General features: G+C 41.5%; 24 protein-coding genes and 1 pseudogene. 20 read left to right on the top strand and 5 right to left on the bottom strand.

Annotated features, from left to right (window positions below):
* Window positions 1-442 precede the first annotated feature (442 nt).
* The 7 genes and pseudogenes from BP97_RS41700 (at window position 443) to BP97_RS0113990 (ending at window position 5076) form a co-directional block, all read left to right on the top strand.
* Window positions 443-742, top strand: coding sequence for a GNAT family N-acetyltransferase (locus BP97_RS41700; protein WP_081824151.1), 300 nt, complete (start codon window positions 443-445; stop codon window positions 740-742).
* A gap of 161 nt (window positions 743-903) precedes the next feature.
* Complete coding sequence (locus tag BP97_RS0113965) at window positions 904-1491, top strand: GNAT family N-acetyltransferase (protein WP_028549659.1); 588 nt, start codon at window positions 904-906, stop codon at window positions 1489-1491.
* Between the two features lie 296 nt (window positions 1492-1787).
* Window positions 1788-2204, top strand: a complete 417-nt coding sequence (locus BP97_RS0113970) for an NUDIX hydrolase (RefSeq protein WP_028549660.1) — start codon at window positions 1788-1790, stop codon at window positions 2202-2204.
* Window positions 2205-2346: 142 nt separating this feature from the next.
* Window positions 2347-2903, top strand: a pseudogene (locus BP97_RS36240) (histidine phosphatase family protein).
* 418 nt (window positions 2904-3321) lie between these two features.
* The gene (locus BP97_RS0113980; RefSeq protein WP_028549661.1) at window positions 3322-3774 is read left to right on the top strand and encodes a MarR family winged helix-turn-helix transcriptional regulator; all 453 of its coding nucleotides are present in this window, start codon (window positions 3322-3324) and stop codon (window positions 3772-3774) included.
* A 27-nt stretch (window positions 3775-3801) separates the two neighbouring features.
* Complete coding sequence (locus tag BP97_RS0113985) at window positions 3802-4320, top strand: spermidine/spermine N(1)-acetyltransferase (RefSeq protein WP_028549662.1); 519 nt, start codon at window positions 3802-3804, stop codon at window positions 4318-4320.
* Between the two features lie 138 nt (window positions 4321-4458).
* Complete coding sequence (locus BP97_RS0113990; RefSeq protein ID WP_028549663.1) at window positions 4459-5076, top strand: FMN-binding negative transcriptional regulator; 618 nt, start codon at window positions 4459-4461, stop codon at window positions 5074-5076.
* 200 nt (window positions 5077-5276) lie between these two features.
* Here BP97_RS0113990 and BP97_RS0113995 read toward each other — a convergent pair whose 3' ends face one another.
* A complete protein-coding gene (locus tag BP97_RS0113995) occupies window positions 5277-6128 on the bottom strand; it encodes an aldo/keto reductase (RefSeq protein ID WP_028549664.1) in 852 nt (283 codons plus the stop codon).
* 463 nt (window positions 6129-6591) lie between these two features.
* Here BP97_RS0113995 and BP97_RS0114000 point away from each other — a divergent pair, with 463 nt between their 5' ends.
* The 3 genes from BP97_RS0114000 (at window position 6592) to BP97_RS0114010 (ending at window position 8711) form a co-directional block, all read left to right on the top strand.
* Window positions 6592-7398, top strand: coding sequence for an SDR family NAD(P)-dependent oxidoreductase (locus BP97_RS0114000; RefSeq protein WP_028549665.1), 807 nt, complete (start codon window positions 6592-6594; stop codon window positions 7396-7398).
* Window positions 7399-7487: 89 nt separating this feature from the next.
* Entirely contained in the window at window positions 7488-8222 is a 735-nt protein-coding gene (locus BP97_RS0114005) for an SDR family NAD(P)-dependent oxidoreductase (RefSeq protein WP_028549666.1), read from the top strand.
* 69 nt (window positions 8223-8291) lie between these two features.
* Window positions 8292-8711 carry a MarR family winged helix-turn-helix transcriptional regulator gene (locus BP97_RS0114010; protein ID WP_028549667.1) on the top strand — a complete coding sequence of 140 codons (420 nt, stop codon included), beginning with the start codon at window positions 8292-8294 and terminating at the stop codon, window positions 8709-8711.
* A gap of 312 nt (window positions 8712-9023) precedes the next feature.
* On the opposite strand, the gene BP97_RS0114015 is transcribed toward BP97_RS0114010, so the two are convergent.
* Complete coding sequence (locus tag BP97_RS0114015; RefSeq protein WP_028549668.1) at window positions 9024-9935, bottom strand: AraC family transcriptional regulator; 912 nt, start codon at window positions 9933-9935, stop codon at window positions 9024-9026.
* 293 nt (window positions 9936-10228) lie between these two features.
* Between BP97_RS0114015 and BP97_RS0114020 the strand changes: the two genes are divergently transcribed.
* Window positions 10229-11230: an aldo/keto reductase gene (locus BP97_RS0114020; protein ID WP_028549669.1), complete on the top strand. Its 1002-nt coding sequence runs from the start codon at window positions 10229-10231 to the stop codon at window positions 11228-11230.
* 91 nt (window positions 11231-11321) lie between these two features.
* The gene (locus BP97_RS0114025; RefSeq protein WP_028549670.1) at window positions 11322-12302 is read left to right on the top strand and encodes an aldo/keto reductase; all 981 of its coding nucleotides are present in this window, start codon (window positions 11322-11324) and stop codon (window positions 12300-12302) included.
* Window positions 12303-12312: 10 nt separating this feature from the next.
* On the opposite strand, the gene BP97_RS36245 is transcribed toward BP97_RS0114025, so the two are convergent.
* Window positions 12313-12819, bottom strand: a complete 507-nt coding sequence (locus BP97_RS36245) for a PIG-L family deacetylase (protein WP_051620576.1) — start codon at window positions 12817-12819, stop codon at window positions 12313-12315.
* A gap of 496 nt (window positions 12820-13315) precedes the next feature.
* Between BP97_RS36245 and BP97_RS0114035 the strand changes: the two genes are divergently transcribed.
* A complete protein-coding gene (locus BP97_RS0114035; protein WP_231506304.1) occupies window positions 13316-13921 on the top strand; it encodes a DUF6630 family protein in 606 nt (201 codons plus the stop codon).
* A 93-nt stretch (window positions 13922-14014) separates the two neighbouring features.
* Here the strand turns inward: BP97_RS0114035 and BP97_RS0114040 are convergent, their stop codons facing one another.
* Window positions 14015-15154, bottom strand: a complete 1140-nt coding sequence (locus tag BP97_RS0114040; protein WP_028549672.1) for a Gfo/Idh/MocA family protein — start codon at window positions 15152-15154, stop codon at window positions 14015-14017.
* 236 nt (window positions 15155-15390) lie between these two features.
* Here BP97_RS0114040 and BP97_RS0114045 point away from each other — a divergent pair, with 236 nt between their 5' ends.
* Window positions 15391-16272, top strand: coding sequence for an AraC family transcriptional regulator (locus BP97_RS0114045; RefSeq protein WP_028549673.1), 882 nt, complete (start codon window positions 15391-15393; stop codon window positions 16270-16272).
* Between the two features lie 65 nt (window positions 16273-16337).
* Here BP97_RS0114045 and BP97_RS36250 read toward each other — a convergent pair whose 3' ends face one another.
* Complete coding sequence (locus BP97_RS36250) at window positions 16338-16616, bottom strand: hypothetical protein (RefSeq protein WP_028549674.1); 279 nt, start codon at window positions 16614-16616, stop codon at window positions 16338-16340.
* A gap of 178 nt (window positions 16617-16794) precedes the next feature.
* Between BP97_RS36250 and BP97_RS0114055 the strand changes: the two genes are divergently transcribed.
* The 6 genes from BP97_RS0114055 to BP97_RS0114080 all read left to right on the top strand — a co-directional run bounded on the left by BP97_RS0114055 (window position 16795) and on the right by BP97_RS0114080 (window position 21255).
* The gene (locus tag BP97_RS0114055) at window positions 16795-17346 is read left to right on the top strand and encodes a GNAT family N-acetyltransferase (RefSeq protein WP_036745877.1); all 552 of its coding nucleotides are present in this window, start codon (window positions 16795-16797) and stop codon (window positions 17344-17346) included.
* A 37-nt stretch (window positions 17347-17383) separates the two neighbouring features.
* Entirely contained in the window at window positions 17384-17893 is a 510-nt protein-coding gene (locus BP97_RS0114060; RefSeq protein WP_028549676.1) for a GNAT family N-acetyltransferase, read from the top strand.
* A gap of 198 nt (window positions 17894-18091) precedes the next feature.
* Window positions 18092-18766 (top strand): nicotinamide riboside transporter PnuC, encoded by a 675-nt coding sequence (pnuC, locus tag BP97_RS0114065; protein ID WP_028549677.1) that lies wholly within the window; start codon window positions 18092-18094, stop codon window positions 18764-18766.
* Window positions 18766-19770, top strand: a complete 1005-nt coding sequence (locus BP97_RS0114070) for an AAA family ATPase (protein WP_028549678.1) — start codon at window positions 18766-18768, stop codon at window positions 19768-19770. Before pnuC ends, BP97_RS0114070 begins: the two co-directional genes overlap by 1 nt.
* A gap of 34 nt (window positions 19771-19804) precedes the next feature.
* On the top strand, window positions 19805-20695 hold the full coding sequence (locus BP97_RS0114075) for an NUDIX domain-containing protein (RefSeq protein ID WP_028549679.1): 891 nt from the start codon (window positions 19805-19807) through the stop codon (window positions 20693-20695).
* A complete protein-coding gene (locus BP97_RS0114080; RefSeq protein WP_028549680.1) occupies window positions 20695-21255 on the top strand; it encodes an NADAR family protein in 561 nt (186 codons plus the stop codon). Before BP97_RS0114075 ends, BP97_RS0114080 begins: the two co-directional genes overlap by 1 nt.

A 21255-nucleotide genomic window follows, 5' to 3' on the forward strand; every position in this document is an offset into this window, starting at 1 on the left:
ATAGCTTCGCTTGTTATTCGAGATCATAGTCTCAACCAGCCTCAAACATGTTTCTACAAGTAGGGGGTGAACAGTTTAGCTTACGAGATCACGGTCCCACGGGCAGTTACGTTCGACCCCGGCTACCGTTTACTAAACCTCTTAAATGCAAAGAGGTCAACCAGTAAAAACTGGCTTATTTCATAATACGAACTGGCAGTTGAGCGCAAAGCGCAATGATTCTCTTAAATGTGTTACAATACCTCAAATAATGTAAATTAATGTAATAAGTGGGGGGTATAAGAAATGGATATTTCAATAAAACTTTACGAAAGACCAACTAGATTTGGTAACCCTATTGTGGAAAAGATCAATCAAATAATAAGTTCGTTGACAGGTGTTTGGTTTACTGAGGACACATATAAAGATTTAATGTTTCAAGATTTACTCTGTGCTGAGAGTGATGGAAGTTACATCCTTTATAGTCTTTACAAGTGTAGAGGGCTCAATTTCTATATCATTAATGGGCACTGATCCGATGCTTCATCGTAAGGGATTCGGTTCCGAATTATTGTTTCATTTGTTTGATCACGCAAAGAAGATGGGATTTAATAAAATCGTTGCATTAACGGTACCGCCAAGCACGAAGCCAGCGTACCAGCAAACTGTTGATTTCTATATAAAACATGGTTTTATTATTGAAAAGGAATACACCGAGCTATGGCAAAGTGGAACAATTCAGCTAATGAAGTTACTGAGCTAACGGGTACAATAGCGCAATAATCAGGGAGTAGACCGCCGTTGCATCTGCTTCCTTTTTCGTCGAAGTAACGGGAGGATAACAACAATCACATATAGAGTAAACGGTAGATTTTTTTGCAGGTTGCCCGTGCTAGATAACTCTAAATATAGAGGAGATATATAATGCTGATACATAAGGGAGCTGTTCCGCTAAAAACAAAACGACTGGTTTTACGTCAGTTTACATTGCACGACAAATACACGGTATACCATAACATGACAAGTGATGCTCATATGACAAAATATTTGTCGTGGGATACTCACGAATCGCTGGATACAACGATTGAAATGCTTACCAGATGGATAACAGGATACGAGAATCCTGAATTTTACCGCTGGGCGATTGAGTATGAAAATGAGGTAGTAGGTTCAATTCATTTGCTTGACATATCAAATAAGTCAAGCCGATGCGATTTGGGTTATTATATCGGTTCGAAATGGTGGAATATGGGTATTGTTACGGAAGCGGCTGATGAAGTTATAAGATTTGCCTTTGAAGAACTCGGCATGCATAAAATTGTTGCATGGCACCATTCGGATAATGCTGCATCTGGACATGTTATGAAAAAGCTTGGATTGATTTTAGAAGGGACACTAAGAAAGGATACACGATTGAAGAACGGTACATATAGCGATGTAAAAACCTACGGATTATTACTGGAAGATTGGAATACGGAGCGTAGTAACAGATTATACAATGATAAATTATAACAGAGCTTCATCACCTTAAGATAGGTCAAAAAGGTTTAGTTGTTTACAGAGGAACATTGATTATCGATTTAATAATTGATAATGATAAAAAAGATAAATGGTCTATAATGGATTAGCCTAAATGCTTCCATCCTCGTTAAGTGACATGACTAATCAAACAGGAAATAAAAGAGAAGTTCTATCAGATACATTATGGTGAACAGTACCACAAGTCATTGAAGTAACGTGCAAGATAGTTTAGTAAGATTATCGAATAATTGTATACTCGAAATTAAAGAAAAAAAGGGGATCGGCTCATGCAAGGGTACAACGTTCTAATGATATACAGTAAAGATATGGATCAGCTGCTAATGTGCAAACGATTAAAGAACCCCTATAAAGGTTTAAGTAATCTGGTTGGCGGCAAAATCGAGAGTGGAGAAACGGGGATTGAAGCTGCTTACAGAGAACTATTTGAAGAAACCAGCATTTCAAAAGAGGATGTTACTTTGCATCATGTAATGGATTTCAAATATTATTTGCATGATTGTTATGTGGAAGTTTATGTCGGTAAATTGAAGCTTGATGTCATGGTCTCTGGGGATGAAAATGAACTTTATTGGTCTGATTTGAATCAAGATTTTTTCGACATGACCCTATTTGCAGGTGAAGGAAATATAGGACATATGATTGAACAGGTGAAGATGAGCAAAAGTTTATTTCTAACTGATTGAACTCTTTCCGCTCAACTAACGGAGAACGTTAGTTAAAACAAATCAAAGAGCAGGTCACTGAGTTTTACACTATATCAAGAAGCCATATCAAATGTACTTCACAAAGGAGTAGATCATGGAAGAAGTTACAACAAAAATATATATGGTACGACATGCTGAATCAAAATATGTGCCGGGGGTAGAAAGGACTCGGGGGTTAACGGATAAAGGTATTTTGGACTCAAAAATAGTTGCTGACATTCTACAGGATGAGATCGACGTTGTGGTATCTAGTCCATATCAAAGAGCGATACAAACGGTAGATGAGCTAGCAAATAGATTGAACTTAAGATTGAATTATATGAAGATCTCAGAGAGCGCAGAATGGCGGAAGAAGGATATTTTGATAAAGAGGGAAGAAATATAATAAAATCAACTGAAGAATTATACATAAGCCCTGATCTGGCCTTCCAAGGAGGGGAGTCAAATAATACAGCACAGTCCAGGGGAGTCAAAGCATTGAATGAAGTTATCAATAAATATATGGGGAAACGGATCGCTGTAGGTACCCATGGGAACATAATGACGATTATGATGAGCTATTTTGATCCTAAGTACGATTTTACGTTTTGGAAAAGTACTTCTATGCCAGATATATATAGGATTGAATTTAAAGAAAATTCTTTAATTAATGTTGAGAGACTGTGGCCTGGAATGTGATGAAATTCCAAGTTCTTTCAGCTAGCGGGCCAAGATAGTTGAAAAGTAGCAGCGGTGGTGTAGGACATGATTCCATTGGATTCGATGCGATCTGGAAAGGTTGTTGATTTACATGTACACTGGAGAAAGTACCAATCGACCTAGAGATGAAAATCAATCTTGAACCGTTCGGTAAACAAACTCTGTTCCCTGTAATATTTAAAATCATTAATCGCTTCCCACATAAAAAGACCTTTCGCTAAAGCGTAGGGTCTTTTTTGTTGTTGTTCAAACGTATCGTATCCAGGCCATCCGAGGAACTTGTTAGTTGAACAAAATCTTTCTGTTAAGAAAGATTCTTATTTTGTTGTAAATGCAACAAAAATGTTATACTATTATTTAAAGTATCGGTTTATAAAAAATAGATGGAGCTGCATATATGAAGGAAATCCTACGCGAAATTGGAATGATTGCCAGGGCATTAGATTCTATAAGCAATATTGAATTTAAAGAATATGACCTTACAAAAGGGCAGTATTTATACCTTGTACGAATATGTGAAAACCCAGGAATAATTCAAGAAAAGTTAGCTGAAATGATTAAAGTGGACCGAACAACCGCAGCTCGTGCAATAAAAAACCTTGAAATTAATGGCTTTATTGAAAAGAGAGATGATGAACATAACAAAAAAATAAAAAAACTCTTTCCAACAGAAAAAGGGGAAAATGTATTTCCATTTATAAAAAAAGAACATGATCATTCGAATAGTGTAGCATTAGCGGGATTTTCCGAAAAAGAAGCAGAAACCATTTTTCATCTTCTTCAAAGAGTTAGAAAAAATATAGAAATTGACTGGGAATTTGTGAAAAAGGGAAACAAGAGAGAATATTAATTTTATATAAAGGAGCTATATATTAAAATGACTGTAAAAATAAAGAAGTGCAACCGTGAAGATGTACAAATCCTCCAGGAAATAAGTATTGAAACATTCAATGATACATTTAAAGATCAGAATTCACCTGAAAATATGAAAGCTTACTTGGAAAAAGCATTTAACTCTAAACAGTTGGAAAAGGAATTGTCCAATATCTCTTCGGAATTCTTTTTCATCTGTTACAATGAAGAACTTGCTGGATATTTAAAGGTAAATATTAATGATGCCCAATCCGAAAAAATGGGTGATGAGTCACTCGAAATTGAGAGGATTTATATTAGATACAAATTTCAAGGAAAAGGGCTAGGAAAATACCTGCTAAACAAAGCGGTGGAAATAGCCATTAGACAAAACAAAAAGATGATCTGGCTAGGCGTTTGGGAAAAGAATGAGAACGCAATTGCCTTTTATAAAAAAATGGGTTTTGTTCAAACTGGAGCTCACTCTTTTTATATGGGGGATGAAAAACAAATTGATTTTATAATGACCAAAACACTGATATAACGAGCAAGGATATTTTGGTGCATTGGTACAGTAATAATTATATAAATTGGATCTTCTACTATTCCACTCTCTTGCTATTATTGGTTTATGACAAAAAACACTTATAAATTTTTAAGGTATGAGGGGAGAGAATACCAAATGTATATACCATCGCATTTTGAAATTACGGATATATCAATTGCCTATGAGATTATTAGAGAAAATAGTTTTGCTACATTGTTTTCTCAACATGATGGGACACCATATGCTACCCATTTGCCGTTAATTCTCGATAAAAATCATATGTATCTATACGGGCATTTTGCTCGTCCAAATCCTCAATGGAAAGACATTAGCAATCAAATTGTGTTAGCTGTATTTCATGGTCCTCATTGTTATATTTCCCCTTCTTGGTATGAGACGAATAAGGCAGTTCCAACATGGAACTATGTGACCGTTCATGTATACGGGGAAGTCGAACTTATAGATGACGAAAATGAGTTAATGATTTCCTTAAATGATATGGTATTGAAGTACGAGACCCCCAATAGTTCCTACAGGTTGCAGGATATAGACCCCGACTTTCTAAGTGGTTTGAATAAAGGAGTTCAAGGCTTTAAAGTGAAAATTAACAGAATAGAAGGGAAAGCGAAGTTAAGCCAAAATCATTCCATACAACGACAGGAATTGGTTATTCAACAGCTAGAAAAGATCAAAAATACAGACGTGCAAAGAATTTCTTCTCTTATGAGACAAAATCTTAGGTCATTAAGCTAAAGGGATAACGTTAGTTAGATAACAACTAAGACACGGCTGCAGGCATGTATCGGAAGCCGCGTTGCGCTGCAAACGAAATAGGAGCAGATTGCCAAAGTGCATCTGCTCCTTATTTTATCATCAATTTGTTAAATTAATGAATTGTTTCCCGGTTCTATTGCGTAAACAGAATCTGCATTGGTCTTTCTAAATAGCAATTGTTAGATATCAAGTTTACGGTTACTGATCCATTTCACCATTTCAGGATCTTGATGTGAGAAGAAAAGACTATGTTTCGTATCTAACGTAGTAATCGAATTCATGTCCTCTTGGCTTAATTCAAAGTCAAAGATATTGAAGTTTTCTATAATTCTTTCTTTACGAACAGACTTTGGAATCACAACCACTTCTCTTTGTGTTAACCAACGTAAAACCACCTGAGCAACGGATTTATTATACTTTTCAGCTATGGATACCAATATCTCATTCTGGAATAAGTTATTTTTTCCTTCAGCAAAAGGCGCCCAGGACTCAACCTGAACTTTGTTCTCTTTCATGAATTTTGCACTTTCGATTTGCTGATTGAAAGGGTGCGTTTCAACCTGGTTTACGGCAGGAACAACTTCATTATGAATAATCAAATCGATCAGACGATCCATTTGGAAGTTACTAACACCAATTGCACGGACCTTTCCTTCACGATACAACTCCTCCATAGCTCGCCAAGAGCCATACACATCGCCAAACGGCTGATGAATCAAATACAAATCCAAATAATCCAATTGTAATCTTTCCAGTGATTTTTCAAATGCTCTTTTTGTGCGCTCATAACCAGTATCCTGAACCCAAAGTTTCGTAGTGATAAATAATTCTTTTCTTGCCACGCCACTCCGTTTGATCGCTCTGCCAACTGCTTCTTCATTTAGATAAGAGGCAGCGGTATCAATCAGCCGATAGCCTGCCATAATAGCGTCATAAACGCTTTGTTCACATTCATTTGCATCTGTAATCTGAAAAACACCAAAACCGAGTATAGGCATCTCAACACCATTGTTCAAAATTACTTTTTCCATATATAAGATCCTCCAATATTCAATAATTATGTGTAAATCGATGTATTTGTCCTTCACATCCTTATTATGCACCAGATGACAAAGCTAGCGTTATCCCATTCGTGTCAAATGCTTGCCTAATCCTCTCACTACTACTTTTGATAAAATATTACGGCTTGTGATAACCGATTGCTTCAGGATCTTCTGGTACATGTGAGTGAGCAGGTGCATCGCCTTCTCCATGCGGACGCGGCTTATATAAGTGGACAGACTGGTCTCTTTCTTTTACAAAAGGGAAAGGGACAAGTATGCGGATGTTTCGAATTTATATTCCAAGTTCCTCCGTTGCACTGGAATTAATATTTTGATATTATCTAGCATATAATATTTAGACGTCTAATAATTTAATATTTAATATTTAGATGTTTAATAGTATTGTGGACATACTACACTATCATGATCTATAAGAAAGGAGCCTACGAATATGGAGAGAATGAAAGACAAGGTGGCGCTTATCACTGGAGGCGCTTCAGGCATAGGCTTATCCACTGCTAACCTAATGGCAAAAGCCGGAGCTAAAGTAGTCATTGCGGATTTTAATACTGATGGGGCAATAGAAGCCGCCGAGAATATTAAAAGTCAAGGCGGCGAAGCAGTGGGCGTATTTCTTGATGCCGGAGATGGAGATTCGATCAGGGAAGCTGTTGAATTAACGGTACAACAATACGGTAAAATAACGACCCTATTCAACAATGTTGGTTCGACAAACCTTAAGAAGGATCTGGATATTCTTAACGTTGATCTTGATGAGTGGGATCGGCTCATGAATGTAAATTTAAAGAGCGTGTTATTGGGATGCAGATTCGCTATCCCCTATATGATTAATGCTGGTGGAGGCTCGATCATCAATACAGCTTCCATGGCGGGCTTTACTGGAGATGCTGTTCGGGTTGCATACGGGGCCTCGAAAGCGGCTGTCGTGAACCTTACTAAATATATCGCTACCCAATATGGGAAGAATAACATTCGTTGTAATGCAGTCGCGCCTGGATTGATTTTGACGCCGGCCGCTAAGCATAATATGCCTTCGGAGGTATTGGATATCTTCGGGAAATATAACGCGCTGCCTTATCACGGAGAACCGGACGATATCGGACATACCGTTCTTTTCCTGGCATCAGATGAATCCAAATTTATTACCGGACAGACGATACAGGTGGAGGGCGGACATTATATTGCCAACCCGACCGTCCCTGATTTCGAACAATTTATGAAAATGGCACAGCGTTAATAACAGCTGAAAACTACAACTGACATAGGAAGCGAAAAATACAAGTATAACTGGTCAAACAACATCAAATTACGTTAGGAGCATGTAGTATGGGAAGATTAGACAATAAAGTAGCCATTATTACTGGCGGGGCATCGGGTATCGGTGAAAGTATGGGTGATCTGTTTGCACAAGAAGGCGCCATCGTTATTGCCGCAGACATTAATGAGGCAGCGCTTGAGAAAGTAAGTCAGAAACATAATGTTTACGGAATGAAATTGAATGTTGCCTCTGATGAGGATTGGCAGGCACTGGCAAAGGAAGTAAATGATCGTTTTGGTAAAATTGATATTCTTGTCAACAACGCAGGTATCTCTTCTGAAAAACCATATGAGCAAATCAATGTTGAGGATTGGCAGAAAATGCTCTCCATTAATGGCTTTGGTCCATTCGCTGGGATGAAGCATGTTGCTCCCTATATGGCAGCCCAAAAGAAAGGCTCCATCATCAATATTTCTTCATACACGGCTTTGATCGGCCAAGGCTTTAATCACTACTCGGCATCCAAGGGCGCGGTACGCGCATTATCTAAAGCAGCTGCTACAACCTTTGGCCGTCAAGGCATTCGGGTAAACGCTCTATTCCCTGGGATTATTGAAACGCCAATGACTCAAGCTTTAAGTACTTCAAAAGAGCTGCTGGGCCGATTAATACAGGCAACGCCTTTGCAGCGTTTAGGTCAAGTCATCGATATTGCTCAAGCGGCGCTGTTCCTGGCTTCTGACGAATCTTCGTACATTACAGGTTCAGAAATAGTTATTGATGGTGGATACTCAGCTCAATAAAGTGTAAGATTATAGGATAGCCCTTAATATTAATTAAGGGCTATCGTTTATTTTACCCAGGAGGATTTTATGGAAGAACAGACTCTTTTCGAACTCATACATAATATGGATAAGTTTACTAATCAACTGATTATCCAGTGGAACAAAACATTCAGTGAGGACCTCGGTATCTCTCATGTTCTTGTGCTCGGCCATCTAAAGAAAAACGGAAAGAGCCGGCCTTCGGACATTGCAAAAATATTAGGACTTACCCCTCCTACGCTTAGTTATTTATCGGAAAAACTTGTCGCGAAGAAATTTGCCGTTAGAATGGTGGATGAGTCTGATCGTCGAATTATTTATTTGGGTATTACCGACATAGGGACAGATGTCCTTAAAAGAGCATCACTTGAGGGGCAAAGGCTGCGTAAAAATTTATTCGAAAAGTTAACCGAGCAGGAGCGGACACAGCTAGCAAACCTTTATAAAAAGCTGAATAGTGAAGATTAGAATAGGTCTGAACATTGAAGAAAGAGATGGTTTACATAACGATATTAAATACTTTGAATAAAGAATAAGGAAAATATTAACAATTATAGAATTGAATTTTGAATATAACTTAATCAAATTAAACAATAAACATAACTGAAGTATTTTTTTATAAAAATTGTTGGGCGACCTGTGCTGATTTCATACCACTTGCCAGTTTAGCTAAAGTAACTGAGTACCCTTGTAATAGAAATAAAATAGACCAAATTTATAGACGGGGGGAGTAACCCTCGTTACGCTAACTGGCAGGATAATTCAAAGGGAATTCATGTGTTAATCCGTTTGGTCATATTTCGCCCTCAGGCGCTTTATATCTTCCCTTGGCGGAAAACCAAACATTCGGGAATATTCACGACTGAATTGAGATGGACTTTCATAGCCTACATGGAATGCAACATCAGCAGCATCTGTTGGCTCAGATAATAACAGGCGCCGGGCTTCCTGTAGTCTCAGTTGTTTTTGGAACTGAATAGGGCTCATAGCAGTTACCTCTTTAAAGTACCTATGAAGTGAAGCAACACTCATATTCGCTTTTTCCGCAAGCTCCTCAATCCTCAAAGACCTATCATAGTTATTCTTTATTTGTTCGATAACATCTCTGATACGGTTGGTAGAGCTTCCTTCTATTGCAATTTGTTCCAGTGTCCCCCCATGCTGCCCTTGCAGAACCTTATAGAGAATTTCCTTCGTAAACAAAGGTGCAAGTACCGGAATATCCTTCGGGTTGTCTAACAAACGAGCTAATCGGATTACCGCATCTAGCATTGATAACTCTATCGGGCTGACAAACATGGCTCGCTTAGCATTCTCTTTCTTTCCGCCTCGAATTTCAGAATCACGTAAAACCTCTAAGATTTGACTCGGTGTAAAGACAAGATTGAGAGCCAAATACGGAATATCGGAAGAAGCTTCTACCACTTGCCCGGTAACCGGAAGGTCAACCGATGAAACAAGGTAATCAGCCGGACTGTACCTGAAGCGCTCCTGTGCAAGCCATACTTCCTTCGCACCTTGAACGATAATGCATAAGGAAGGCTTGTAAACACTGTGCTTTGGACCGGTAACATTAGAGCGGCGAATAAAAAATAAAGATGGTATCGCGGTCGCGTTAACACCATCCTTTACTGAATAACGCTCAATAAGATTGGCAAGCTCAGCCTGCTGTTTATATAGGGATTCAGCCATAACATCCTCCTTGCTCCTTCATCTTAATAGTCCCATTATAAAGTATATCCATCTGTCGTGTAAGTCATTGTGAGAGGATTAGGCAATCATTTGCGATAAATTGGATATCGGTCGCTTTTTCAATTGTTGCATACTTAGATAAGAAGCTCTCTTTCCTGATAGGGACCAAGTGGTGAGTGCCACTAAGTTCTGTTCCAGTATGACCTTAATCTGGACTTGATAGTTCAGAGTGTCTAAGTAAGTTGTCGAGGGTGTATCAGGGCTTTCACACTTTGCAGAGAGGAGAAATGATGATGGAGATTCGTTCTCTTGGAAGGACGGGCTTAAAAGTAACGAATCTGTGTCTTGGCACCATGACTTTCGGTAACCAGGCAGACAAAAATATCTCGTTCAAGATTCTTGACAAGGCATTTGATGCTGGTGTCAATTTTATCGACACAGCAGATGTATATCCGATCGGGAGGGCATCGTATGAAATTGCCGGGGCAACCGAGTCGATTATTGGGGGATGGTTAGAGGGGAAACGAGACAAAGTGGTTCTCGCAACAAAGTGTTTTGGGGTGATGGGACCTGGTGCCAATGACAAGGGGTTAAGCAGGAAGCACATCATAACAGCCGTAGAGGATAGTCTTCGCCGCTTAAGAACGGACTATAAAGACCTTTATCAAGCACATCAATTCGACCCAAGCACACCCGTGGATGAAACATTGCGCGCGTTTGATCATCTCATTGAACAAGGTAAAGTTCGCTACATAGGTGTATCCAATTGGCGTGCTTGGCAAGTAGCGAAGGCGAACGGAATTGCGGACAGAAAAAATTACGCACGAATCGTGAGCGTTCAGCCTCGCTATAATCTGTTATTTCGGATGATTGAGGACGACTTGGTTCCAATGGCACTTGATGAAGGGCTTGGTATTATCAGCTATAACCCGCTTGCGGCTGGTTTGTTAACGGGACGCTACAGCAAAAACGCAAGTATTGAAGAAGGGACTCGCTTCGGACTTGGAAACAATGCGGGTATATTGTATCAGGAACGCTATTGGCAAGAAGCGAACTTTGATGCTGTTAAAAAATACCAATATTGGTGTGAAGAGCACAACTATGATCCGACCACAACAGCTGTGCGGTGGGTCACCCATCAACCAGGAATCACCTCCGCCATCACTGGTGCGAGTCATCCAGAGCAATTGGAAGCTAGCCTGCGTGCTGCCGATAGGGGTGAATTAACTCAACAGGAGTTGGAATGGCTCGATGGGCTGTGGTTCTCATTGCCTCGTCGTAGAGAGTTTAGCTAACCAAAGATCGTTGAATTAATCGATGATATCATATTAGGTGATGTAAAGATTTGAAGGAAACCAAATCTATTAAAAAGTGAGGAGCAATGAAATGGAATATGTGAAACTTGGAAACACCGGTTTAGATGTATCTAGGCTTTGTATTGGCTGTATGAGTTTTGGCGTAGCAGAGCGGTGGCATCATCCATGGGTACTTAATGAGGAGCGTAGTCGTCCTATTATTAAAAATGCACTTGAATTAGGGATCAATTTTTTTGATACGGCGAATGTGTATTCAGACGGAACCAGTGAGGAAATTGTTGGGCGGGTTCTAAAGGATTATGCCAATCGGGACGAGATTGTCCTTGTGACAAAGGTTCATGGGCGTATGCATCAAGGTCCAAATGGTGCAGGCCTTTCTCGAAAGGCAATTATGAGTGAAATTGATAAGAGTCTTAAGAGACTGGGAACCGATTATGTGGATTTGTACCAAATTCACCGATGGGATTACAATACTCCGATCGAAGAGACGATGGAAGCATTACATGATGTTGTGAAGGCTGGGAAAGTAAGATACATTGGTGCTTCTGCCATGTACGCGTGGCAGTTTCTGAAGGCGTTACATGTAGCTGAGAAAAATGGTTGGACCCGGTTTGTATCGATGCAGAATCATCTCAACCTCATGTACCGTGAGGAGGAAAGGGAGATGCTGCCGCTTTGTAGGGAAGAAAAAATCGCTGTGATTCCGTATAGCCCGCTTGCAAAAGGGAGATTAACGCGTGACTGGGAGGAAGCGACACATCGTTCCGAGACCGATTCAGTGCAGAAATCCCAGTACGATCCGACAGCAAGTACCGATCGATTGGTCGTAGAGCGGGTTGCGGCCATCGCAGAAAAACGTGGTGTTCCCCGCGCTCAAATTGCGCTTGCTTGGGTACTGCAGAAAATACCGGTTACAGCACCCATTATCGGAGCTACGAAAATGTCGCATCTTGAAGATGCGATAGCTGCTCTTTCAATTACGTTAACACCTGAAGAAATTGCGTCGCTTGAAGAGCCGTATGTTCCTCATCCGATAATTGGTTTTCAGTAATGGTGATAATTCACCGTACTCGCGTAATGCACTCATACTGGATATACTTCTCCAACCATTGAATATCTTGAGTTTTATAGTATTGTAACAATTCTTGTTTCTTACTTAATAATGCTTCTTCCAGTTTTTCTTCCGAAGTATCAAACACATATAAGTTTTTGAATACCAGACTGTGAACGATTTGGGATAAAGCTTTATGCTGTGTGTGACCGTATTCCCCTGACAGGTTGTGGGTGACGACTTTTACTATAGACTTGGGATATCTAGCAAGCACTACAGCTAAATCCCACTTTAAACTATACCTATCAAAATCGCCATTCCATTCATCATTGTAATTCCATATTTCAAAATGGGCGTCGATCTTCTTCATTACTTTAGTAAACTCGCTGCACCTTTCTTGATTATCTCCATTTGTAACACAAATAACCAACCAGCCCTTTTCTTGTATTAACTGGGCTCCGCCAAAAATCGTTTCATCATCCGGATGGGCAACAATCATTATTTTATCGTAACTCATACACTCCCATCTCCTTTGCATCTTGTTTGTATAGCTGAAGGATTTTATTTGCTACAAAAGAAATGTCCTTGCTTCTGTGAACTGTTCTCCTTACGGGCCGCGTCCAGCATCAAGCTTCATAAGCAAACTTATATTAATCTATCAATGACCATCCCATGCTGCATGCTATCTTACTATTAGATGAAGAAAGATACTAGAAAGAAACGGCCTGTAGCTATGCCCATGCAAAATATATCTCTGTCCTTTACAAGTCCACTTGCTAATGCAAATAGGAGCAGTCTCAAAAGTCATAATGACTTCGACTGCCCTTTTTTTAATTAATTTTGGAACATATAATGAGGGGGTTATAAAATATTCGAATGGTATCAGGGGAGAGTCCAGGTAAATTTATACAAATGAACTGCAATATATTATAATAAGAACTTAAGCCTACTGTCAGGAGCATGTGTGACATAGTTCTATCCTATAACTGGTTGAAACGGAAAGGAGGGCAGCCTTGAAGCTGTTTGATTTTTTCAGGAAAAAAGCGCTGCAAGAACCAGGAGAGCAAGAGCAATGGAGCATTAGCGAGTTTCCAAACGAACAAATAGCGCGGAATGCAGCGCTGCTGGAGCTTAGCGGCAAGCTATCCGGATATATGGACGACATCGTGGCGGAAGTAAACGAGGCACTCCAGCAGCCTGAGATGTACGTGGATAAATGGCAGGATCGTCTCGATGAACGGGGAATTACGGAACCGATAGAGGAGCTTGCATGGATAGCCCTGGTGGATGCTTTAATTGAGGAACAGCTGGCAAGAGAGATTGATTGGAAAACGGACGGCGAGACGATCATTTATGTGATCGACAATTTGTTGAACCGCAAAAAGCTCTTGGACTATCGGATTAACTGGTCAGAGTACATAGAAGAAGAGCGGCTAACCACTTACGAGATTCTGTGCACCGCCCGATCCGTTCTACAAGAACATGATCTCGCTTTGGGATGCTTGGACATTGAAAGCGACTGTTATGTTCTGATCACGGTTCCGATTCAAGATATGGAAGCGCTCATTACCTTGGCAGGAAAGGCAGGGTATCGTATAGGAGAGTTTATACATGAATAAAACAGGGGCAGGCCGCTACCGGCTTGCCCTTGTTTCTCGATAAAGTAACGCCGCGGTGTACGTCCTTCAATTCGTTCTTCTGAATGTGACTTTTTAGCCCCATGCAATTTCTTGAAATGTGCCCGTGATCGAGGATTGCTTTGCTTTCAAGCATAGCAGTGCGCTAATCAGCCCGTCTTCGAGCGGAGAGACTGAATGCTCCATGCTGCCATCCATGAGCCCCAAAAAACAGCGTGCTAGCTCTGCATCGCCCCCGAAATGTCCCTTACCTCCGGTAAATTCATACGTTTCAATACGTGGCGAATGGTGCAAGTATACTTTTACTACCCCTGTGTAAAAATCGAATTCGAGTGTTCCTTTGTAGCCAAGAAAACGTGCTCCACGCGCAGCTGCTTTATTGCGGGCAAAGAAGTTCTGTGAATACGATACGTGCATACCGTTTGTATAACGAATCAGTGCGCTGCTGGAATCCTCATTGCCTGTATCTTTAGCGAAGCAGCAATGAGCCCATTCTTCTTTGAGGCTGTCGGTACGGAATGCCGTGCTTTCTGGACAGGCCCTATTCTCATCACAATCGATGCATTTAAGACCGGCAGGCTTGGTTCCTTTAAAAATTTGCTTGGATGTCATCGCAGCCACCGTTTCAGGCTTTGTTCCCAGCACATAGTTAATATAATCGAAATCATGCGTCGCTTTTTGCAAGAAAAGGCCGCCTGTTTCTTCCTCGTCCCGGTACCAGCTCTGAAAATAAACATTTCCATAGGGTACATTGTTAACGGCCTGTACGTGCTCTACGCTCCCGATTTTGCCAGAGTCAATTATTTCTTTGGCCAATTGAACAATGGAAGTGACACGTAAAGGAAACGACACGACAACCTTCCGGTTACCTGACTCCTCGTAGCCTTTTTTTAGCAGCTGCGCATCCTCCATGCTGGTTGCCACAGGTTTCTCCAAAAATAACGGTAAGCCGCTCGATAGCACCTTAAGTGCCATGGGTGTATGCAGTGAGCAGCGTGTGCCTATCATAATCCCATCCAGATCTGCTGCTTCCAGCATAGCTTCAGGGGTTTCAAAAATACGAACATTCTCTGATCCATCCTGCCGTACCTGCACATGTTTTGCGGGATTAATATCTACAAGACCTGAGATTTGAAAATTCGGATCTAGCTTTTTAAGCTCGTTATGGATAACCCCTCTAATTCGCAAGCCATATCCGATGACTCCAATTTTCATCTATAATACCTCCCTCATGAATTTAATTGAATCTTAACTTCAGTATAAGAGGGGGGCTTGATTATTTCTTTGTCCTGGAAGCCGCACTTTTTGTCAATTCGGTTAGTTATAGTCTTTGATGCTTCTGAGAAGCGCCGCTGACTATCCGGTACGCTTACAAAATCATGCTTTTCCCAGATGAAAACAAGCTGTATCATAAGGAAGGTTACAGAAAACGTTCAAGGGGCAAATGAAGCATGAAGGATTATAAAAGGACGAATCTGAATCAAACCATTGTCATTCAAAATCTAATAACGATGTACTATTTTGAATTTGGTAAAAATTATGTTTTTTCAGGAGAACGTCATGATTTTTGGGAATTCCTGTACGTGGACAAAGGCGAGGTTGAGGTACTGACGGATAATGAACGTCACCTGCTGGGGCAAGGAACCATAATATTTCATAAGCCCAACGAATTTCACAGCTTCTATGCACATAAAGAAAAAGCACCTAATTTGATCGTTGTAACGTTTGACTGCCAGTCCGAAGCCATGAAATATTTTGAGAACCGGGTGATTTCGTTAGGGGATATAGAACGGAACCTGCTTGCACAAATCGTGAAAGAGGGAACAGAGTCATTTTACTTCCCGTTTTCTTACCCTTTGTTCAATAGCCGGCGGAGTGATGCATTAATCGGCTCCGAACAGATGATCAAGCTATACCTTGAAACACTGCTAATTCATTTATTACGCAAAAATAATTTCAATGAAATGAAGCCCGTGCTGTCGTCAACCTCTCGAGAAAAAGAGAATCATAACTTGACGAGTCAAGTCATTCAGTTTCTGGAAAAGCATTTAGACCGCAATCTTACACTGGAGGAAGTTAGCGAATCTCTTCACATTGCCAAGACGCGGCTTAAGGAAATTTTCAAAAAAGGAACAGGCTATTCGATCATGGGGTATTTCGCCAGAATGAAAATTGAGAAAGCAAAGCAACTAATTCGCGAGGAATCTTGCAGCATAACCGAAATAGCCCAAGAGCTCGGATTCAGCAGCGTCCATTATTTCTCCAAAGCATATAAAAAGGCGACGGGTATGAGTCCAACGGAATATAGTCGAACCGTTAGAGCGCGCATGTGAACCTAATGGATAAAAAAGTGCCAAAGCCAATCTCTTCAGATTGATTAGGGCACTTTCTTTATTTTTTAATTCATGCCAGTCTTTAAACCGGCAAATATACTTCCAAGAAAAAGAACAGCAACAAGAAAGTAAAGAACAATGGCGATAGCTGCCCAAAGAAGACCGGCTTTGGCGTAATTTGCCTTGGATGGATTTGCTCCGCCACCAAAAGCCCAAACAAATAGCATGATGAGATTAACCACAGGAATTGCTAAAAGTAGCATCGTCAACATCCAGTCTTTTACAGTCAAGATGGGCGCAATTGGATTCTGTTGCTGGAGATTTTGATTCACATTCGATTCCATAGGATCTCCCCTTCAAAAGTATTCAGTTTATTAATTACTCCAAGCTAATCATATGGTACATAATTGGAAAATATGAGGCCCGTAGAGAATATTGAACAGGCGATCTAAAATAATGGTGTGGTTTGACGAGGATTCCTTTACTGGCTATAGTGTTTTTATACTGCAAAGGAGGTTTCCAATGAAACAACCAGTTACCATTAAAAATGATCAAATAAACGGAAAATTTACTATGAGTCAAGCACGACCAGAAGATACTGAAGCCATCATGGCGTTGCTATTGGAAATAGCAGAATGGCTGCGCAGCAAGGGTTCTTCTCAATGGAAGGGTCTCTTAGAAGGCTACGACTCACATGATACGGCTAATGCAATCCAACGTGGAGATGTCTTTATTTGCAAGTTCGAGGAGGATGTAGCGGGGAGCGTGATGCTGATTCAGAAGCCGAGTGATTGGGATTGTAACCTGTGGGGTTCAAAGGCACACCGGGAGGATCAGGCGATTTATTTGCACCGGCTGGCAGTGAAGCGCAAATATGCAAACACTGGGCTAGGAAAGGCTATACTGCAATGGTGTGACTCTGGTATCCGTTTTGAAGGGAAGACAGTGGTTCGGCTTGACTGCATTGCCAGCAGTTTGCAGCTAAACAACTTTTATAGTCACAATGGATATTTCTATATGGGAGAAAAAGACGGTTTCAGCATATATGAAAAGTCTATCGCACTGAATGAATGAATGAACTGGACTTTAGCAGAAAAGAAAGGGGAATTTCATGGAACTGGTTTTCACAAAGGTAGAGACCGAGGAAGTTGCGAATTTAGCTCAATTAGCATCAGAAATTTGGTATGAATATTTTGTAAGTATCATATCTAAGGAACAAATCGACTATATGGTAGAAAAATTTCAATCCACTAATGCAATTACTGAGCAGATTCAAAACCAAGGCTATGAATATTATTTCATGAACATGAGCGGTAAAAACATCGGCTATTTGGGTGTGAAGCAGGAAGAAGGCAAGCTGTTTCTAAGTAAATTTTATATATTAAAAGAACACAGAGGAAGGGGCTATGCAAGCCGAGCTATGGAGTTTTTGGTGGATATTTGCCAAAAGAGAAGATTGAGTACGATATGGCTTACTGTAAATCGCTATAATGATGCGACTATTGCAGTTTATGAGAAAAAAGGCTTCAGAACAGTACGTACTCAGGTTGCGGATATAGGAAATGGATTTGTGATGGACGATTATATTATGGAAAAAGAAATTGACTTGAATGAAAAGTAATTTGGTGGCCTGTGAGTGGATACTTTTGAAAAAGTTGCCGCTACCAGGTCATGTTTTATTATTACGGAAAAAAAGGCTTGATATTGGTAATCTTTTCTGGTAATTTTGTTATTAACAAAATGATATTATCAATTAATGACTAAGAAAGACTTAGAGCTGTAAGGTCTAGAGATTTGAATGAAAGCTGAGGGGATACGCATGAGAAAATCTTTGGGCGAATGGAACTTATACGAAATAGCTTGGTTAGGTTTATTCTCCGGAATCGCTATCGTGTTGACGGTTATTATGAAGGATACTTTGTTCGGATTCACGGTATTCCTTACGGGAGTGTTATGTGTGGTCCTCGCGGCCAAAGGCAACCTAATGACTTATGTTTTCGGTATGTATAATACATTAGGCTACGCATATTTGGCTTACTTGAACGGGTTGTTTGGGGAGGTCATGCTGAATCTGCTCTTCTTCGTTCCTATGAATGCGATTGGCTTCTTTATGTGGAAGAAGCACCGCGATGGTGGCAAGTTGACCATGCGGCAGATGGATCAGAGGAGTTTCCTCCTCGTTATAGTGGTTTGCGTGTTCGGCAGCCTGCTGCTCGGTTTCGGACTGTCGTTCATACCGGGACAGAATTCACCTTATATCGATGCCCTTACGACTGTGTTATCGGTTGTGGCTACCTTTTTGATGGTGAGAAGGTTTAAAGAACAATGGCTGATCTATATTGTGCTTAATATTTTCACTGTACTGTTGTGGGTGATTAGAATGCTGGACGGGAGTCCGGACGGCGTGTTGATGATCGTTATGTGGAGCGCGTACTTGATCAATGCATTATACGGCTACTACACATGGAATAAAGGGGTCAAGGAGGTAATGTGATGAAAACGTTGGGATTAACTTTGGGAAAGTTTGCACCGCTGCATAAAGGACATCAGTTCATGTTTGATACAGCGCTGCAGGAGGTCGATGAGCTGATTGTTGTCATCTACGAGACGAAAGTCATGACGGTTCCACTTCATATCCGGGCGAGCTGGATCCGCAAGCTTTATCCGACGGTTCGGGTCATCGAAGCCTGGGACGGCCCGGATGGATATTCTAACGATCGGGAGCACGAGATTCGGGAAGAGCAATATATTTTGGGATTGCTAAAAGGCGAGCAAGTGACGCATTTTTACTCGAGCGAGTTTTATGGCGAACATATGAGCATCGCTTTAGGTGCGGTGGATAGGAGAGTGGATGAAGATCGTAAGCTTGTCCCGATCTCAGCGACGATGATCCGTTGCGATCCTTATAAGTATCGGGAGTTTATAAGTGATATCGTGTACCGGGACTTAATTACGAAAGTCGTGTTCGTGGGTGCGATGTCAACCGGCAAATCGACCATAACTGAAGCTTTGGCGAGACGGTATCAGACCACATTCGCAAGCGAGTATGGACGGGATTATTGGACTGAGCATCAAGTGGACAGAAGAATCGGACTGGCGGCTTTTGATGAGATAGCGGTTGGGCATCTCGAGCGGGAAGAGCAGGCTTTACTTGAAGCGAATAGGTATCTTTTCGTCGATACCAATGCGATAACCACCTACATGTTCGCCTTAGACTATCACGGCCAGGCACCGGAGCTGTTAACTCGAATTGCGCTGGAAAATGCGCAGAGATACGACTTGTTTTTCTTATGCGACGATGATATTCCCTACGACGATACTTGGGATCGCAGCGGCGACCAGAAGCGGCATGTTTTCCATAAACAGATTATCGCGGATTTGAAAGAGCGCCGGATTCCCTACATAACACTGAGAGGGAGTCTTGAGGATCGGATAGGAATAGTAGAAGAGGTATTGGCAAGGTTCAAGCCCTATGACAATTATTTCGGAGAAAGTTAGTAACTAAAAATGAGATGAACAGGTGGCGAACATTGTGGATATGCTGGATCGCGATGGACTTACGGAACGCGAATTCATGGAACGATACCGGGCAGAAGATTACGAGCGTCCTTCGGTGGCAGCGGATATGGTCATCTTCACCGTCACGGACGCGGACGAGGACAATTACCGCAAGCTTCCGGAAAAGGAGCTGAGGATTTTGCTCATTCGACGGGGAGGGCATCCCTTTCTTGGCAAATGGGCGTTGCCGGGCGGTTTCGTGCGACCGAACGAGACGACGGAACAGGCTGCTGCAAGGGAACTGCAGGAGGAAACTGGCGTGGAGAACGTGTATTTGGAGCAATTATATACGTTCAGCGACATAGGGCGTGATCCCCGTACTTGGGTCATGAGCTGCTGTTATATGGCATTGATCAACAGTGGCCAAGTGCAGTTGAAGGCGGGAGATGATGCTGCCAATGCTGCGTGGTTCAAGGTATACTACCGACTTCTGCGGGAGCGGAAGGAGCTGATCGAGGGTGGATACGTAAGGACGCTGCAGTACGAGCTCAAGCTGAGTTCCGAGTACGGGGAGTTGACCGCCGTAGTGGAACGGACAGTGAAAGCGACGCTAGCTTCAACCTCAACGTCTTACACCATCGAATCCAATGACGGTTTGGCTTTCGATCATGCCAAAATTATTGCCTACGCCCTCGAGCGTTTGCGGGGCAAGGTTAACTATACCGATATTGCGCTTCACCTGATGCCGAAGTTGTTTACCTTAACGGAATTGCAACAGGTCTACGAGGTGATTTTGGATAAAGAGCTGCTGAAAGCTGCATTCCGACGCAAGGTGGTTGATCTCGTAACGGAAACCGATCACTATACCGAAAATGCGGGCCACCGTCCATCCCGCTTGTATCGAAGAAGTCTGGAGGAAAATTGATGATTTACGGAATAGAGGATTTACGCAACGCTTACCGCAAAGGAAAAACGTTCAAGTTTGTGTTCTTCTGGGGCCATACGCCGCCAACTGACGGAAGCGTGGATAAAAGCTGCTTCAGCCAGTGGTGGATGAGCCCATTCGTTGCAGACGGAACGGAGTACACCTGTGCTGAACAATATATGATGGCGGAGAAGGCACGGCTATTCAAGGATGACGACATGCTGTCAGCCATTTTGAAGGCCAAACACCCTAAAGAGATGAAGGCTTTGGGGCGTGCTGTGAGAAACTTCGACAATGAAGTCTGGGAGAGTCAATGCTACGGTATTGTCAAGCGAGGTACTTTAGCCAAATTCTCGCAGAATCCGGAGCTCGGAGATTATCTGAGGTCGACGAAAAATCGTATTCTGGTAGAAGCCAGCCCGCTAGATAGAATTTGGGGTATTGGTATGGGCAAAGCTGACCCAGACGCAGAGAATCCAATGAAATGGCGGGGTAAAAACCTGCTGGGTTTCGCGCTGACGGAAGTGCGAGACGAGTTAATGTTGAAAGAAGGGGTTTAA

The organism is Paenibacillus sp. UNC451MF, from assembly GCF_000686845.1.
Lineage (GTDB): Bacteria > Bacillota > Bacilli > Paenibacillales > NBRC-103111 > Paenibacillus_S.

Bases quoted from the DNA above. Each gene is read 5' to 3' on its own strand.
- BP97_RS0114020 (WP_028549669.1), top strand. From the start codon at position 10,229: ATGGAGATTCGTTCTCTTGGAAGGACGGGCTTAAAAGTAACGAATCTG.
- BP97_RS0113990 (WP_028549663.1), top strand. From the start codon at position 4,459: ATGTATATACCATCGCATTTTGAAATTACGGATATATCAATTGCCTAT.
- BP97_RS36250 (WP_028549674.1), bottom strand. From the start codon at position 16,616: ATGGAATCGAATGTGAATCAAAATCTCCAGCAACAGAATCCAATTGCG.
- BP97_RS0114055 (WP_036745877.1), top strand. From the start codon at position 16,795: ATGAAACAACCAGTTACCATTAAAAATGATCAAATAAACGGAAAATTT.
- BP97_RS0114070 (WP_028549678.1), top strand. From the start codon at position 18,766: ATGAAAACGTTGGGATTAACTTTGGGAAAGTTTGCACCGCTGCATAAA.
- BP97_RS0114025 (WP_028549670.1), top strand. From the start codon at position 11,322: ATGGAATATGTGAAACTTGGAAACACCGGTTTAGATGTATCTAGGCTT.
- BP97_RS0113985 (WP_028549662.1), top strand. From the start codon at position 3,802: ATGACTGTAAAAATAAAGAAGTGCAACCGTGAAGATGTACAAATCCTC.
- BP97_RS0113980 (WP_028549661.1), top strand. From the start codon at position 3,322: ATGAAGGAAATCCTACGCGAAATTGGAATGATTGCCAGGGCATTAGAT.
- pnuC (WP_028549677.1), top strand. From the start codon at position 18,092: ATGAGAAAATCTTTGGGCGAATGGAACTTATACGAAATAGCTTGGTTA.
- BP97_RS41700 (WP_081824151.1), top strand. From the start codon at position 443: ATGGAAGTTACATCCTTTATAGTCTTTACAAGTGTAGAGGGCTCAATT.
- BP97_RS0114015 (WP_028549668.1), bottom strand. From the start codon at position 9,935: ATGGCTGAATCCCTATATAAACAGCAGGCTGAGCTTGCCAATCTTATT.
- BP97_RS0113965 (WP_028549659.1), top strand. From the start codon at position 904: ATGCTGATACATAAGGGAGCTGTTCCGCTAAAAACAAAACGACTGGTT.
- BP97_RS0114080 (WP_028549680.1), top strand. From the start codon at position 20,695: ATGATTTACGGAATAGAGGATTTACGCAACGCTTACCGCAAAGGAAAA.
- BP97_RS0114000 (WP_028549665.1), top strand. From the start codon at position 6,592: ATGGAGAGAATGAAAGACAAGGTGGCGCTTATCACTGGAGGCGCTTCA.
- BP97_RS0114060 (WP_028549676.1), top strand. From the start codon at position 17,384: ATGGAACTGGTTTTCACAAAGGTAGAGACCGAGGAAGTTGCGAATTTA.
- BP97_RS0114010 (WP_028549667.1), top strand. From the start codon at position 8,292: ATGGAAGAACAGACTCTTTTCGAACTCATACATAATATGGATAAGTTT.
- BP97_RS0114045 (WP_028549673.1), top strand. From the start codon at position 15,391: ATGAAGGATTATAAAAGGACGAATCTGAATCAAACCATTGTCATTCAA.
- BP97_RS36245 (WP_051620576.1), bottom strand. From the start codon at position 12,819: ATGAGTTACGATAAAATAATGATTGTTGCCCATCCGGATGATGAAACG.
- BP97_RS0114005 (WP_028549666.1), top strand. From the start codon at position 7,488: ATGGGAAGATTAGACAATAAAGTAGCCATTATTACTGGCGGGGCATCG.
- BP97_RS0113995 (WP_028549664.1), bottom strand. From the start codon at position 6,128: ATGGAAAAAGTAATTTTGAACAATGGTGTTGAGATGCCTATACTCGGT.
- BP97_RS0113970 (WP_028549660.1), top strand. From the start codon at position 1,788: ATGCAAGGGTACAACGTTCTAATGATATACAGTAAAGATATGGATCAG.
- BP97_RS0114040 (WP_028549672.1), bottom strand. From the start codon at position 15,154: ATGAAAATTGGAGTCATCGGATATGGCTTGCGAATTAGAGGGGTTATC.